Raw genomic sequence first — 13,948 nt, forward strand, 5'->3', positions numbered from 1 at the left:
CTTATTGGCTTTTTTCCTTTCGTGACAGGCAATTAGCGCTAATTTGCCTGGCCGCTGGGTAACGTCTCGTAACGGATCGTCTAAGCTCGGAGTGTCTGTCAGGGCTGACCCCCGTGTAACTGAAATGAAACCTCTCGCCGTTAAAAGGTTGGGGGTGTTCAGTCAATTGGGTGGTCCTGTTGCTGGCAGAGGGCCGCGTATGTCGTGCCCCCAGACGTTGCCCCCTGTTTATTCAGTCGTTATTCAGGTCTGTTTTCGGGCGCTGGATTTCAACTCACCAGGGTGTATGAATTTTGAACAGCACTCCCCAGCTTCATCAGCATTTACCGTCGGACGAAATTGACCTCTTTGAGCTGTTTCACGCGATCTGGAAGCAAAAAAGACTGGTCATTGGGTGCACGATTCTGGCGGGCCTTCTGGGAATAGGCTACGCAGTCTTGGCTCCGAGGGTCTATCAGGTCAGCAGCGTGCTACGGCCTGCGGCAATCAATGAACTGGATGCTCTCAATCGCTCCGAAGTCTATAAGTTGCCGCCGGCAGATGCCTTGGCCAAGGTGGGCGCACAACTGGAGTCCTACGAGGCCCGCCTGGGCTTTTTCAGGGCCAACCCCGCCTTGTTCGAAGCGTTCCAGCGCCCAGGCCAAAGCCTGGAGCAGAGCTTTGAAGCATTCAATCGCAACGCGATAAACCTGGTGTTGCCGGACCCGAAGAGGCCCGACGCGCTCAACAATTACGTCCGCCTGGAAATGCAATACCCCAAGGGCATTGACGGCGTGGCGATTCTCAACGGGTTTGTCGACTACACCATTGCGCTGCAGCGCGAACAGGTGGGAGCCGACCTCAAGGTCATCGTCAATAACCGTCTCAACGAGCTCAAAGGCAAGATTGACGCGGCGCGCTCCAACTACGAGACAAGCAAGGCAGCGAAAATCGCCCGCTTGCTGGAGGCCGACAAGGTCAAGCGCGCTCGATTGCGGGACGAACTGACGGCTTTGCGCTTGCAACTGAAAATGGAACGCAACGGCCAACTGGCCGAACTGGATGAGGCGATCTCGATTGCCAGGTCTGTGGGGATCAAGAACCCCACGGTGCCGGCAGCCATGGGGGAGGATGCCTACCGTGGTTCAAGCCAAGTGATGCGCACCGTCGTGACCAACCAGAAGTTGCCGTTGTATTTCATGGGCACCGCGTTGCTGGAGGCCGAGCGAAAGGCGCTGCAGCAACGTACCAACGATGATTTCACCAACACGCGTGTGGCCGAGATCGGCAAGGAATTGCGCATGCTCGACGTCAATCGTGAAGTGGAGGTGCTCAATAGCCGCCAGAACGAAGATGTGTTCCTGCAGGGCGTCGAGCCGCTATGGGCCGAAGAAGCGCGGTTACGTGGCCTGAACATCGATATGAGCGCGCTTAAGTTGGTGACCGTGGACCGTCAGGCCCAGGCACCGCTGAATCCGATAAAACCCAAGGGCGCGCTGATCGTCGCACTGAGTGTGGTCGGCGGGCTGATGCTGGGGCTGTTGCTCGCGTTGACTCGTCATTTCGTCCAATTGCGCCGCGAGAACGGACCTTTCTCCGGGCTCGACGATCGCCGTCTATCCCGCCGATAACGTGGGCTCCATGCCATGGGGGCCTGCTTCAAGGCGGGCCCACCCAGGCGTCATTTCGTCACATTCGATCGACTGCTTTTCGTAATTCTTGGTTAACTTTTAGTTACAAGTTGTGGCTAAATAACCGCCAATGGCCGATGGAGTGTTCAATCCGTCGTTCGTGCCTATTGTGTGAATTGTGATTTCAGGTGCTGCTACCCATCCTCGGCCGTCGTGGGCGTGCAGGAGCAGTCTGTTCTCTTCTGACGTGTGACGAAATCCTTTGAAACTCATCATTGTTGTTCTCTACATCACCTCCATTGTGTATGTCCATCTGCGTGGTCGGGTGCGGCATAAGCTGGGTCGCCAGCTCAGTGATCACTCGACCTTCCTGGCCCCGGTCAACTGCTTCCTTTATCTGTTTTCCAAGCTGCCCAATCGACCGTTTCTGTCGACCAGCGATTTCCCCGACTTGAGCCCGCTGCAAGAGCATTGGCAAGAGATTCGCGAAGAAGCCGAGAACCTGATGCGCGCTGGCGAGATCAAGCGTTCGGACCAGTACAACGATGTGGGTTTCAACTCGTTCTTCAAATCAGGCTGGAAACGTTTCTATTTGAAGTGGTACGGCGACAGTCATCCGTCGGCGATGAAACTGTGCCCGCGCACCACCGAGCTGGTGCAGAGCATCGGCTCGATCAAGGCGGCGATGTTCGCTGAACTGCCGCCGGGTTCGAAGCTGGTGCGCCACCGAGACCCATACGCCGGGTCCTATCGCTATCACTTGGGCCTGGACACGCCGAACGATCCGGCCTGCTACATCAATGTGGATGGCGAAAACTATTACTGGCGCGACGGTGAGCCGGTGATGTTTGACGAAACCTACATTCACTATGCCGAAAACAGTACGCAGCAGAACCGCATCATCCTGTTCTGCGATATTGAGCGGCCGATGAAATACCGCTGGGCCACCGCGTTCAACCGCTGGTTCAGTCGCACGGTGTTGGCTGCCGCAGGTTCGCCCAATGATGCTGGCGACAAAACCGGTGGGCTGAACCGCGCGTTCACCCGCCTGTACAAGATCCGTTTGCGCGGCAAGGAACTCAAAAAGCGCAATCGCACGCGTTACTACCTGGAAAAGTGGCTGATCTTTGCTGTTTTTGCCGCGATCTTTGTGCTGATCTGAAGCCTGGCCCGGGCGCCACTCATGCCGGTGGCGTGGCGCCCAGCCTGTCCCACATGGCCTTGCTGATTTTTTGTCGATGGGCATAGCCCACCCATGGATCGGCATTCAACCCGCGCAAGCGTTCCTGCAGATTGGCAATGGTCCATTGTTGGGCGCCACGCAGCTCCTTGAGTTCTTCACGACTGACCGGTACCGACACCGGCAGCCCCGGCCTTGCCCGCACCGAATACGCCGCCACGGTGCTGGCGCCCCGCGCATTGCGCAGGTAGTCAATAAAGATCTTGCCCACGCGGTTCTTCGGGCCTGAGGTAGCGGTGAAGCGTTCGGGCGACTGCCGGGTCATGAACTGGGCGATGGCCTTGGCGAACGCTTTGACGGTGTCCCAGTCATCGCGCCGTGCCAGCGGTACGACGAGGTGCAAGCCTTTACCGCCGCTGGTCTTGACGAAAGCCTCCAGTCCCAATTCATCCAGCAACGATAACGTCCGTTGCGCCGCCTCGAGAATGGCTGTCCACGGCAGTGCCGGGTCCGGGTCAAGGTCCAGCACAAACAGGTCCGGGGTGTCGATCTTGTCCGCGGTGGCGCCCCAGGGATGCAACTCGATAGCGCCCATTTGCACGGCACCGAGCAGGGCGCTGGTGCTGTCGATTTCCATCAGGCGCGGATGGCCGGGGTCCAGTGCCGGGTCCAGTTGCTTGATGTGGGGAATGGCCAGGCGCTCGGCGTGCTTTTGGAAGAACTGTTCGCCGTCGATGCCTTCCGGCGCGCGCAACAGCGACACCGGGCGATGGCGCAGGAAGGGCAGGATCCACTCGCTGATGCTGGCGTAGAACGCTGCCAATTGCTGCTTTTGCGTGCCGCTCTGCGGGTCGATCACCCGATCGGGGTGGGTGATGTGCACGTCGATGCCGTTGAGCACGCTGTCGGGCTCGGCCTGAACGATGTCGTAGTCGGTGGCGGGGCGCGCGTGGGCGTCTTTTTCCTTGATCAGCAGCCACTGTTCCTGAGTGCCGCTGCCCTTGAGGTGAGTGCGCACCAGCGCCCAGTCGCCCGAGAGTTTCTCGCCGACCAGGGTGAAGACGAGCTTTCCGGCGGCATAGGCTGCGTGCGGGTCGCCATGGGGCTGCCACACGCCCCGGTCCCAGACAATCACATCGCCGGCGCCATATTGGCCGGCCGGGATGCTGCCCTCGAAATGGCCATAGCTCAAGGGGTGATCTTCCACTTGGATGGCCAGGCGTTTCTGACTCGGGTCCAGGCTGGGTCCCTTGGGCACGGCCCAGCTGAGCAGCACGCCGTCGAGTTCCAGGCGAAAGTCATAATGCAGGTGGCTCGCGTTGTGTTTCTGGATCACGAAGCTCAATGGCTTTGCCATGTCGTTCTCCTGCATGGCCCGTGGGGAGGAGGTATTCGGGTGACTCCCAGGCGGCGCGAAAAGTTTCCCCGGCCAGCGTCAGCAACGGCTGTGCGGACAGATCGTGTTACACCTGATGAGAAACTATTTAGTTACCCACGCCGAACCCTGAGCGTAGCGTGTTATCGAAAGCACGTACCCCCAGAGAGGCTTTGTCATGAACAGCTGTGTACGTCACGTTGCCGCGCTGGTCTTGGGCCTGGCGCTGATCCCCTTGGCGCAAGCGCAAGACCTGCCGGGCAGTAACAGCGGCAACAACGGCCCGATTCACCGCGCCAATCCCAATAGCATGCAGGGCACCCAATCCAATGTGCCGGCGATCCACGGTATTCAGACCGGGCCGACCACGCGCCCGCCGACCCTGGAAAACGGCGGCATCGGCAATCGCTATCCTCAGCGCGATACTGCCCCAAGCCGTCCGGCCACCGACACCAAAGCCCCCGTCTATGACGCCAACGGCAATCGCCGCTAAGGACACTGCCTTATGTTGATACGCAAAACCCTGGCCGCCCTCTGCGTCACCGCGATGCTGCCCCTGGCCGCCGTGTACGCGGCCGATGACCAGCAGTTTCCCAGTGAACAGGGCAGCATCACCGCCACCCCGATCGCTAAAGGCCTGGACCATCCGTGGGCGGTGGCGTTTCTGCCGGACAAGCAAGGTTTTCTCGTGACCGAGCGCCCCGGCCGCCTGCGCGTCGTCAGCCCCGACGGCAAGCTTTCGGCGCCATTGACCGGCGTGCCGGAGGTATGGGCAAAGGGGCAGGGCGGTTTGCTCGATGTGCTGCTGTCGCCGGACTTCAAGCAAGACCGCATGGTCTACCTTAGCTACGCCGAAGGTGGCGGCCAGGACGGTAAAGCCGGCACCGCGGTTGGCCGCGGGCGTCTGGCGACGGACCTGAGTGGCCTGACCGATTTCAAAGTGATCCTGCGCCAGGAGCCCAAGCTCTCCACCGGCAATCACTTCGGCTCGCGCCTGGCCTTTGACCGTGATGGCTACCTCTTCGTGACCCTGGGGGAAAACAACGATCGCTCGACCGCCCAGGACCTGGACAAGTTGCAGGGCAAAGTCGTGCGGATCTACGCGGATGGCCGCGTGCCCGACGACAATCCGTTCGTCGGCCAGCAAGGCGTGCGCCCCGAGATCTGGTCCTACGGCCAGCGCAACCCCCAGGGGCTGGCGTTGAACCCGTGGAGTGGCACGATCTGGGAAAACGAGCACGGCCCGCGCGGCGGCGATGAAATCAACATCATCGAACGTGGCAAGAACTACGGTTGGCCGCTGGCCACCCACGGCATCAACTATTCGCTGACGCCGATTCCGGAGGCCAAGGGCAAAACCGCGCAGGGCACGGTCGCGCCCCACCACGTATGGGAAAAATCGCCAGCCATCAGCGGTATGGCGTTCTACGACGCCGACCGTTTCAAGGCCTGGCAGCACAATCTGTTCATCGGCGCGCTGGCCAGCCAGGAACTGATTCGGTTGCAGTTCGATGGCGACACCATCATCCACGAGGAACGTTTGCTGGGTGGCCTGAAGGCGCGGATTCGAGATGTGCGCCAGGGGCCGGATGGCTACCTGTATGTGCTGACGGATGAAGACGATGGCGTGTTGTACCGGGTCGGCCTGAACCCGGATTGAGGGGCTTCGCGAACCAGCGTCGCAGCTAAAGACCCAGATCGGACAGCCCTGGATGGTCATCCGGGCGCCGTCCCAGCGGCCAATGGAACTTGCGCTCTCTTTCCGTGATCGGCAGGTCGTTGACGCAGGCAAACCGATGGGCCATCAGGCCGTTCTCATCGAACTCCCAATTCTCGTTGCCATAAGAGCGAAACCAGTTGCCGGAGTCGTCGTGCCATTCATAGGCATACCGCACGGCGATACGGTTATCGGTGAACGCCCACAACTCCTTGATCAGCCGGTAATCCAACTCCTTGGCCCACTTACGGGTCAGGAAACCTTTGGCTTCTTCGCGGTTATGGGCGAACTCGGCGCGGTTACGCCACTGGGTGTCCAGGGTGTAGGCCAGGGACACCCGCTCAGGGTCGCGGGAGTTCCAGCCGTCTTCGGCCAGGCGCACTTTTTCAATGGCCGATTCGCGGGTGAAGGGCGGTAGCGGTGGGCGGGTTTCTACGGTAGCTGGCATTTTGTGACTCCTGCCATGACGGCATTGATTAAAGCCCCAATAACGTCCGCGCCATGTGCTGAGCGTTATCGGCGGCAGTTGAGTCGCCCATGACCAGGGCAACGGTAATGGCGCCATCGATCAGGATCAGCAGCTGCGCGGCCTGCCGTTCGGGGTCGGGGGTGCCATGTGCTTGACACAGTTCAAGGGCGTACTCGAACAGTTTCTGTTTATGTGCCTTGGCCAGCCGGCGTACCGGGTTCTGCGGATCGCCGGTTTCGCCGCTGGTGTTGATAAACGCGCAGCCGCGAAAATCCGCGCTGTCGAACCAGGTCTTGAGGGCAGTGAACAGCGCGAGCAAGCGTTCGCCGCTGCCCTCGACACGCTCCACTTCATCACGCAACCACTGCATCCAGCGCTCGTCGCGGCGTTGCAGTGCGGCGATCACCAAGTCGTCCTTATTGGTGAAGTAACGGTAAATACTTTTGCGCGAGACACCGGCGGTTTTCACCAGCAAATCCATGCCGGTGGCGGCGATGCCGTGGCGATAGATCAACTTTTCAGTGACGTCGAGGATGATGGAGCGGGTCATGTCGTTCATGGTTTGAACAGTAGAACGATCGTTCTTCTTGGTCAATTAATTTTTTTCCATCTGTAACAGCAAGACCTGAGCACCCCCATGGTGTAAGCTCGGTGCCTCTTCGGATTCGACCCATTGCGAGCCTTATGCCGTCGTTCTTCAAACGTTCTCTGCTGCCCAAACTGCGTGGTTTCCCCCTCACTCCAGATGCCATCGAGGTGCTACCCGGCGCCGACGCGTTCCGCCGTTGCCTGTTGGAGAAAATCCCCCAGGCCACACGGCGCATCTACATCGTGGCGCTGTACTTGCAGCAGGACGAAGCGGGGCAGGAGATCTACGACGCCCTGCACGCCGCCAAGGCCGCACGACCGGAGTTGGACATCGTCGTGGTGGTCGACTGGCTGCGCGCCCAGCGCGGCTTGATCGGCGCCGGCAAGCAGCCGGGCAACAGCGCCTGGTACCAGGCCATGACCCAGAGCCACAGCAGCGAAGTGCCGGTGTACGGCGTACCGGTGCAAACCCGCGAACTGTTCGGCGTGCTGCACCTCAAGGGGTTCGTGATCGACGACAGCGTGCTGTACAGCGGCGCCAGCTTGAACAACGTGTACCTGCACAAGTTCGACAAGTACCGTTTCGACCGTTACCACCTGATCCACAGCAAACCGCTGGCAGACTCCATGCAGCACCTGGTCGAGCACGGCCTGGTGGCCTCCAAGGCGGTCAATCGCCTGGATTTGCCCAACCCGCCCACCACCCGCAGTCTGCGCAATGACATCGGCGATCTGCGCAGCCGACTCAAACACGCGGCCTACGACACCACGGCGGGGCTGTTGCCCAATGGCCACCTGTCGGTCAGTCCATTGCTTGGCGTCGGCAAGAACAACCCCTTGAACCGGGTGATCCTCGAACTGATCGCCAGCGCCCAGCATCAACTGACCATCTGTACGCCGTATTTCAACCTGCCACTGCCGGTGACCCGTGAGCTCAACCGCGCCCTGGCGCGCGGGGTGAAGATCGACATCGTCGTCGGCGACAAGACCGCCAATGATTTCTACATTCCCCCCAGCGAGCCGTTCAAGGTCATCGCCGCATTGCCTTACCTGTATGAAATCAGCCTGCGCCGTTTCGCCAAACGCCATCAGCCGATGATCGACAGCGGCCAGTTGAACCTGCACCTGTGGCGCGACGGCGACAACACCTACCACCTCAAGGGGATGTGGGTCGACCAGCGTTACACCTTGCTCACCGGCAACAACCTCAACCCCCGTGCGTTTCGTCTGGACCTGGAAAACGCCTTGCTGATCGACGACCCGCAAGGTCAGTGGCTGGCGCCGCGGCGGACCGAACTGACGCAGATTTTCCAGCACACCACCCGCATCGACGGTTATGCGCAGTTGCAGACCCTGGTGGATTACCCGCCCGCCGTCGGCAAGTTTTTGCGCCGGGTGAGTCGTGTGCGGATCGAGCGACTGCTGTACCGAATCCTGTAGGCCGGCGCTTGAAATCATCGGCAACGCAAGGGTAAAAGGCGTCGGAAGGGGCTTACATTCAGGCGGCATCAACTGTTCTTAGATGACCTCTCACCGTTCATGGACGGTTCTATCCGAGAGAGGAATGACTATGTTGATGCTGCTGCCGAGCACGGGCTCGCCCATTTTCACCGCTGCGCTCCCGCCCACTGAAGTACCTGCTGCGTCGCAGCAGGCCCGGCCTCAAACGCCGGTTGTACGCCAACGGCGCGCCCTTGCCGATGAGCCCGTCGCCGACCATCCATGGACCCGCCTACCGACCCGGGACCCTGACCGCGCCGCTGCCGCCGACGCGCAGTTGAGCGAACGTGTGGCCGCCGCCGAAGACAGCGGCCACACGCTGATCGAGGTACCGCCCGACAGCCGCGTGGGCCCGGCGATGCGCCTGTACCAGCAGGTGTTCAACCAACCAGCGCTGCAACAGTGGATCGCCGATCAGGGCCTGGAACCCTCGACCCTTACCTTGCATCGCCATCGTGTCGAGGGGTACGTCAACCACAACGGCGTGCGCCGCGAGGTGCGCTTTACCCTCACCGATCACTCCGGCTGGAACGAGGTGTCGCGCACCTTGCGGCCCATTCGTGACGCGCTCGACCCCATGGACCAGGGCTTGCCGGCAGTCGGGCGTGACGACGCATTGTGGTTGCCCCGCGAGCGGGTCGCCCAGGCCAACGTCGGCAACCTTGAACAAACCTGGCGCGTGATCGGCGATCTGGAAGAACGCCATGCCCTGGCGGATCACCTTGAAGCCGGGCTCGAAGACCTGCCGGACGCGGTGCGCACTGATTGGTCCGCCCACGCCAGCGCACTTTCACCGGCATCGTCGTTGCCGGCGCGCAGCGGGGCGGCGATGGAGCGCTTGCAGCGGTTTGTGTCCCGTCCCGAGATGCTCAGCCTGTTGCAGCGTGAAGGTTTCGACTGGACCGACCGGCCGTTTCGCGTATCCGAAGGCCGACTCGAACGCCTGAGTCCGGTGGGCGGTTGGGTGGACCTGAGCCACTACGTGGAAGCCGACGATGCGCTGCGCGCGGAGCTCAAGGCATTGACGACGCTCAGCGTGCCGCTGGGCAATGCGATTTACTCGACTCCGCGTTATGACATGCGCCAGCTCCTCGACTTCAAGGGCCTGGGCTCGCCGCGCACCGTGGCCGAAACCCGCAACGTGATCCAATGGCTGCGCCTCTCCCTGCCACCGGCGCCCGCGCTGGGGGACTACAGCGGATTGGCGCGGCGGCAGGGGCTCGCCGCCACGTTGACCGAGGACGACAAGAACACCCTGGACCGAATCGCTGGCATCCGCCTGGACGACATCAAGCCTGGCGAAATCGCCGGCTATTCGATCTATCAGCCGGCGAACATGGGACGCAGCTTCGCCGAGGTGCGCGGCGATATCGAGCGTCACTTGCAGGAACAGAAAGGGCTGACGCCTTCCCTGGCGGTGGTGGCCGCCGAGGTCTGCCTGGCACAAGCAGCGCCGGAAATGTGCGTGCAGGACTTGCCGGACTCGATGCGCATCGGCACCCCGGCCTGGATGGAATTGCGCCTGGGCTGTGCCATGGCCGATCATCACGCGCCGGGCACATCGCAGATGATGAATGAACGGCAGGTCACCGCATTGGCCACTCTGGCGCCCACTAGTGAGGGGCACGCGCAATTGATGCAACTGCGCGCCCTGAAAATCATCGTTGACTGGGGGGTATTGAACGGCGTCATCAGGCTGCGCAGCGATGGCGAGTACTCCCAGCACAATATCCAGGACGCCACGCGGGCGTTTTTTCAACAGCGCGACGACGCCACCGAGGCCTTCACCCGTGCCAGCACGGAACTGCCGACGCGCAAGGCGCTGGCCATCAAGGAACTGCTGCGGGTTTTCCCCGGTACCACAGTGGACGAACTCGAGCGCATGACCCTACAACTGGCCAGCGCCGAGGATCGACGCAACTTGCCTGTCTCGGAACCGCGCAGCCGTTCGCTGGTGGAAACCTACATGACCGGCGACCTGACGCCGGGTAAGTGGGTGTTCAGCGACGACATGCCCAAATCGCCTTTGCCTGCGCCGACGCCCTACCAGGTCGGGCGCACGCCCCATGTGACGGCTGCGGCACGTGAGGAGCTGGATCGACGCATTCGCCATCTGCCCGACCTCGACGAGCGCCTGGAAACGGCCGTCGACCAGCACTACAAACAACTGCAGAGCGCCTATGCCACCAAGCTCAAGCTGATGTTTGCGCAATTGCCTCTGGCCGAGCGCCAGGCGCTCGAATTAGGCAAGGTCGAACTCTTCACCCTGCGCGCCGAGACCGGTTTCAGTCGCGCCGAGGAGACCGCTGCACGCAAAAACGCGCAGCGGGCACGACAGGGCACATTGATGCGCGTGGAGCACGGGCAGTCGGTGGTGTATTACGAGGTGTTCGCCAATGGCAAGCTCATCAAGCGCACGGACTTGCCCGAATCGATCGAACTCAACGGCGTGATCCGTCGGCGGCGCTTTAATGCGTCCCAGGGCGCGGTTTATTTGCAGGTGGTGTGCGGCACGCAGATGCCTTTCGATTTCGAGGCCTATGCCACGGGCGCCAAACTGCGACCCGGGGTGATGTCCCCGGCGGTGATCGTCGAACCCTTGGGCGCTGCGTTCTCGGCAGGTGAACGACCCGCCGGGCAAACCCTTGAGTCCTTCGTTCCTTCTACCTACGGTTCTCCAAAAGTCGCCGGCATTGCCGACAGGATCGCCCAGGACAATTTCTACGAGCCGGCCGAATCCATGTTGCAACGCGCGCGCCAGCCGTTGCCGCTGGAAAAGCGTCGCGAGGCCCGGGATCGCGACCATGAGTTCCTGTTGGGGTTCGTGCCGTTTGTGGGGGCGTACCAAGAGTTCAAGAAAGGCAATGTCGGCAGAGGCTTGGCCAATCTAGGGCTGGATGTGATTGGCGTGGCTATCGGTGCGGGTGGGCAGGCACGTGGGCTGATCCGCTCGGCCAAGGCCCTGTCGGCTGACCCGCTGCGGCGCCTGGTCATGCGGCTCAAGCCTTCTGCGGCAACGTTGGCGTCGGCAAAACCTGCGGCGGCTTTCAGTGACCGTGCGTTTGACTTTATCAAGCAGTCCGGTCTGTTTGTCAGTGCGGCGCTGAACCCGCTGGATGGCTACCCGCAATTGATCAATGCGGCGACCAAAGGCTTGGTAAAACTGCCTTTGCTGGTGGCCGGGGGAGGGATGAAATGGGGCAAGACGGCGCCGCATTTGATTACGGCGGAGGAGAAACTGCGTGCCTACATGCTGATCGCGGCAGGGCAGGCGGGCAACCCTGAGGCGCCCGTCCTTGATGCGGCCCCGGTGACCACCCGCACCGGGGCGCGGGAGGCCAGGTTGCCATTCGATCAGTTCAGGCCCAGTTTGCCGCGCAGGGTCGAGAGGTCTTCAGCCAGCGTGTTGACCGGACCGACCAATGCCTTGCGGTCGTTTTCCTTGACCTTGTCATAGGTTTCAAAGCCGCCGTCCTGGGTCTTGTACTTGGCCAGGATTTTGTCGACGGCGGCGAAGTTTTTGTCGACCTTGGCCAGGAACGCCTTGTCCTGCTTCTCGATCTGGCCACGGAACAGGTCGACGATTTTCTTCGCGCCGTCGATGTTGCCCTGGAAGTCGTACAGGTCGGTGTGGCTGTAGCGGTCTTCTTCGCCGGAGATCTTGGTGGCGGCGACTTCTTCAAGCAGGGCCGCGGCACCGCCGACGACTTTCTCCGGCGGGAAGGTCAGGCCGTCGACTCGGGTCTTGAGGTCGTTGACGTCGGTGTTGAGCTTGGCGGTCAGCGTCTCCAGGCCCTTGGTGGAGTTCTGTGCGAACAGGGCGTATTCGATGCGGTGGAAACCGGTGAAGTCTTCGGCGGTCACGCCTTTTTCATGGTCGTCGACACGCGAGTCAATCGACGCATCCAGGTCGCTGAACAGCTCGGCGATCGGTTCGATGGCCTCGTAATGCACGCGGGTCGGTGCGTAGAGCTTCTTGGCGGTGGCCAGGTCGCCTTTGTTGATCGCGTCGGTGAACGCTTGGGTCTGGGTGACCAGCTCGCCGATTTCTTCGGTGACGTAGATCTTGTAGTCCGATACCGGGCCTACCAGGTCCAGCGGCGCCGTGGCGGCGAAGGCGGCCAGTGGCGAGAGGGTCATTAATAACGACAACGCGAGAGTCGACTTCTTCATGGGACAGTTTCCGCTGTGGGGGTTGGGTTAGGCGTTAGCGAGGGTGGCGTGCGCGGCGGCCAGCAGCGTGCGCCCGATGAAATCCTTGGGGCCCGTGACCCCCGGCAAGGTGAAGAAATAGCCGCCGCCGACCGGCTTGAGGTATTCCTCCAGGGGCTCGCCGTTGAGCCGGGTTTGCACGCTGATAAAGCCTTTTTCCAGGTCGGCCTGGTAGCCGATGAACAACAGCCCCATGTCCAACTGCCCGTTTTTATTGACGCCGTTGGAGTAGTTGAACGGCCGGCGCAGGATCAGGTTGGCCTGGGTCTGCGGGGTGCGTGGGTTGGCCAGGCGGATGTGGGCATCGAGCTTGGTCACCTTGCCGTGCGGGTCCTTGCCGTAGTCGGGCACCTGGGTTTCCCGCTGGCCATCCATGGGCGCGCCGGTGGTCTTGACGCGGCCGATGATGCTTTCCTGTTCTTGCAGTGGCGTGCGGTCCCAGCGTTCGACGAAGTTGCGGATGATGCGCACCGCCTGGTAACTGCCATGGGCGGCCCAGGCCGGTTCGTCGCTGCCCGGTTGGACCCACACGATCTGGTCCATGGCCTTGTTGTCGTTGGAGTCGGGGTTGGCCGAGCCGTCCCGGAACCCGAGAAAATTACGCGCGCTCTGCGCCGGCTCGCCGGGTTTGGCCGGGGCCTGGGGCGGTACGCTGCCTTCCTGCTTCCAACGCACCAGCAGCAGGTCGGGCAGGTTTTTCACGATGTCGCGCAGGGCGTGGATATTGGTGTCTGTCGTGTTGGAGCAAAACTGCAGGCTCAAGTCGCCATGGCACTGCGCCGCTTCCAGCGCATCGTTGGGGAATCCCACCATGCGGCTCAGGCGCTTGGGCTTGACGGCGGCCAGTCCGAAGCGTTCGTCGAACAGCGATTCACCGACCGATACGGTGATGGTCAAGTTGTCGGGCGTGACCACCGGGCCGAGGATGCCGGAATCGGTGGGCGGCAATTTCGGGTCGACTTGCGGCACGCTGCCGCCCGTCATCAGGAAGCTGATGCGCGCGTTCAAGGTGCGGAACAGGCGCTCCAGGTCCTGGCGGTCGGCGGCGAGCACGTCGAACGCCACGACCATGCCGCACGCCGGGCGCGGGGTGACGATGCCGGTCTGATGGTTGCCGTAGAAATCATGGTGGTCCTGGGTCTTGTCACTGCGCGGCGCGGTGGTGACTTGCTCGGCGACGGCCGCCATGGCCGGGCAGCTCAGGCTGCTGCCGGCAATCGCGGCGCCGGTCGCGGCCATGCCCAGCAGGACACGGCGGCGCTGGAGGTCAAACTGTTTTGGATCGTTCATGTAGGCG

11 protein-coding genes are annotated in these 13,948 nt (G+C 61.7%); 6 read left to right on the plus strand and 5 right to left on the minus strand.

The features are described 5' to 3' along the window. Positions 1–293 precede the first annotated feature (293 nt). Both BLR63_RS06690 and lpxO read left to right on the plus strand, forming a co-directional pair. Positions 294–1,610 carry a Wzz/FepE/Etk N-terminal domain-containing protein gene (locus BLR63_RS06690; RefSeq protein WP_042946942.1) on the plus strand — a complete coding sequence of 439 codons (1,317 nt, stop codon included), beginning with the start codon at positions 294–296 and terminating at the stop codon, positions 1,608–1,610. Positions 1,611–1,872: 262 nt separating this feature from the next. Then, positions 1,873–2,772, plus strand: a complete 900-nt coding sequence (lpxO, locus tag BLR63_RS06695) for a lipid A hydroxylase LpxO (RefSeq protein WP_010565447.1) — start codon at positions 1,873–1,875, stop codon at positions 2,770–2,772. Between the two features lie 19 nt (positions 2,773–2,791). Here the strand turns inward: lpxO and ligD are convergent, their stop codons facing one another. Further along, positions 2,792–4,147: a DNA ligase D gene (gene ligD / locus BLR63_RS06700; protein ID WP_010565446.1), complete on the minus strand. Its 1,356-nt coding sequence runs from the start codon at positions 4,145–4,147 to the stop codon at positions 2,792–2,794. Between the two features lie 196 nt (positions 4,148–4,343). Between ligD and BLR63_RS06705 the strand changes: the two genes are divergently transcribed. After that, positions 4,344–4,658, plus strand: coding sequence for a hypothetical protein (locus BLR63_RS06705; protein ID WP_010565445.1), 315 nt, complete (start codon positions 4,344–4,346; stop codon positions 4,656–4,658). A gap of 12 nt (positions 4,659–4,670) precedes the next feature. Beyond that, entirely contained in the window at positions 4,671–5,825 is a 1,155-nt protein-coding gene (locus tag BLR63_RS06710) for a PQQ-dependent sugar dehydrogenase (protein ID WP_010565444.1), read from the plus strand. A gap of 25 nt (positions 5,826–5,850) precedes the next feature. On the opposite strand, the gene BLR63_RS06715 is transcribed toward BLR63_RS06710, so the two are convergent. Both BLR63_RS06715 and BLR63_RS06720 read right to left on the minus strand, forming a co-directional pair. Beyond that, positions 5,851–6,330 (minus strand): nuclear transport factor 2 family protein, encoded by a 480-nt coding sequence (locus BLR63_RS06715; protein WP_010565443.1) that lies wholly within the window; start codon positions 6,328–6,330, stop codon positions 5,851–5,853. Positions 6,331–6,358: 28 nt separating this feature from the next. After that, positions 6,359–6,910: a TetR/AcrR family transcriptional regulator gene (locus BLR63_RS06720; RefSeq protein WP_042946956.1), complete on the minus strand. Its 552-nt coding sequence runs from the start codon at positions 6,908–6,910 to the stop codon at positions 6,359–6,361. A 125-nt stretch (positions 6,911–7,035) separates the two neighbouring features. Here BLR63_RS06720 and pssA point away from each other — a divergent pair, with 125 nt between their 5' ends. Then, positions 7,036–8,379: a CDP-diacylglycerol--serine O-phosphatidyltransferase gene (gene pssA / locus BLR63_RS06725; RefSeq protein ID WP_010565441.1), complete on the plus strand. Its 1,344-nt coding sequence runs from the start codon at positions 7,036–7,038 to the stop codon at positions 8,377–8,379. Between the two features lie 124 nt (positions 8,380–8,503). Further along, entirely contained in the window at positions 8,504–11,896 is a 3,393-nt protein-coding gene (locus BLR63_RS06730; RefSeq protein ID WP_130926110.1) for a hypothetical protein, read from the plus strand. Here BLR63_RS06730 and efeO read toward each other — a convergent pair. Continuing rightward, on the minus strand, positions 11,794–12,612 hold the full coding sequence (efeO, locus tag BLR63_RS06735; RefSeq protein WP_081480371.1) for an iron uptake system protein EfeO: 819 nt from the start codon (positions 12,610–12,612) through the stop codon (positions 11,794–11,796). The genes BLR63_RS06730 and efeO overlap by 103 nt on opposite strands. 27 nt (positions 12,613–12,639) lie before the next feature. Then, on the minus strand, positions 12,640–13,941 hold the full coding sequence (gene efeB, locus BLR63_RS06740; RefSeq protein ID WP_010565438.1) for an iron uptake transporter deferrochelatase/peroxidase subunit: 1,302 nt from the start codon (positions 13,939–13,941) through the stop codon (positions 12,640–12,642). Positions 13,942–13,948: the final 7 nt, after the last annotated feature.

Origin of the sequence: Pseudomonas extremaustralis, assembly GCF_900102035.1 — a bacterium.
Lineage (GTDB): Bacteria > Pseudomonadota > Gammaproteobacteria > Pseudomonadales > Pseudomonadaceae > Aquipseudomonas > Aquipseudomonas extremaustralis.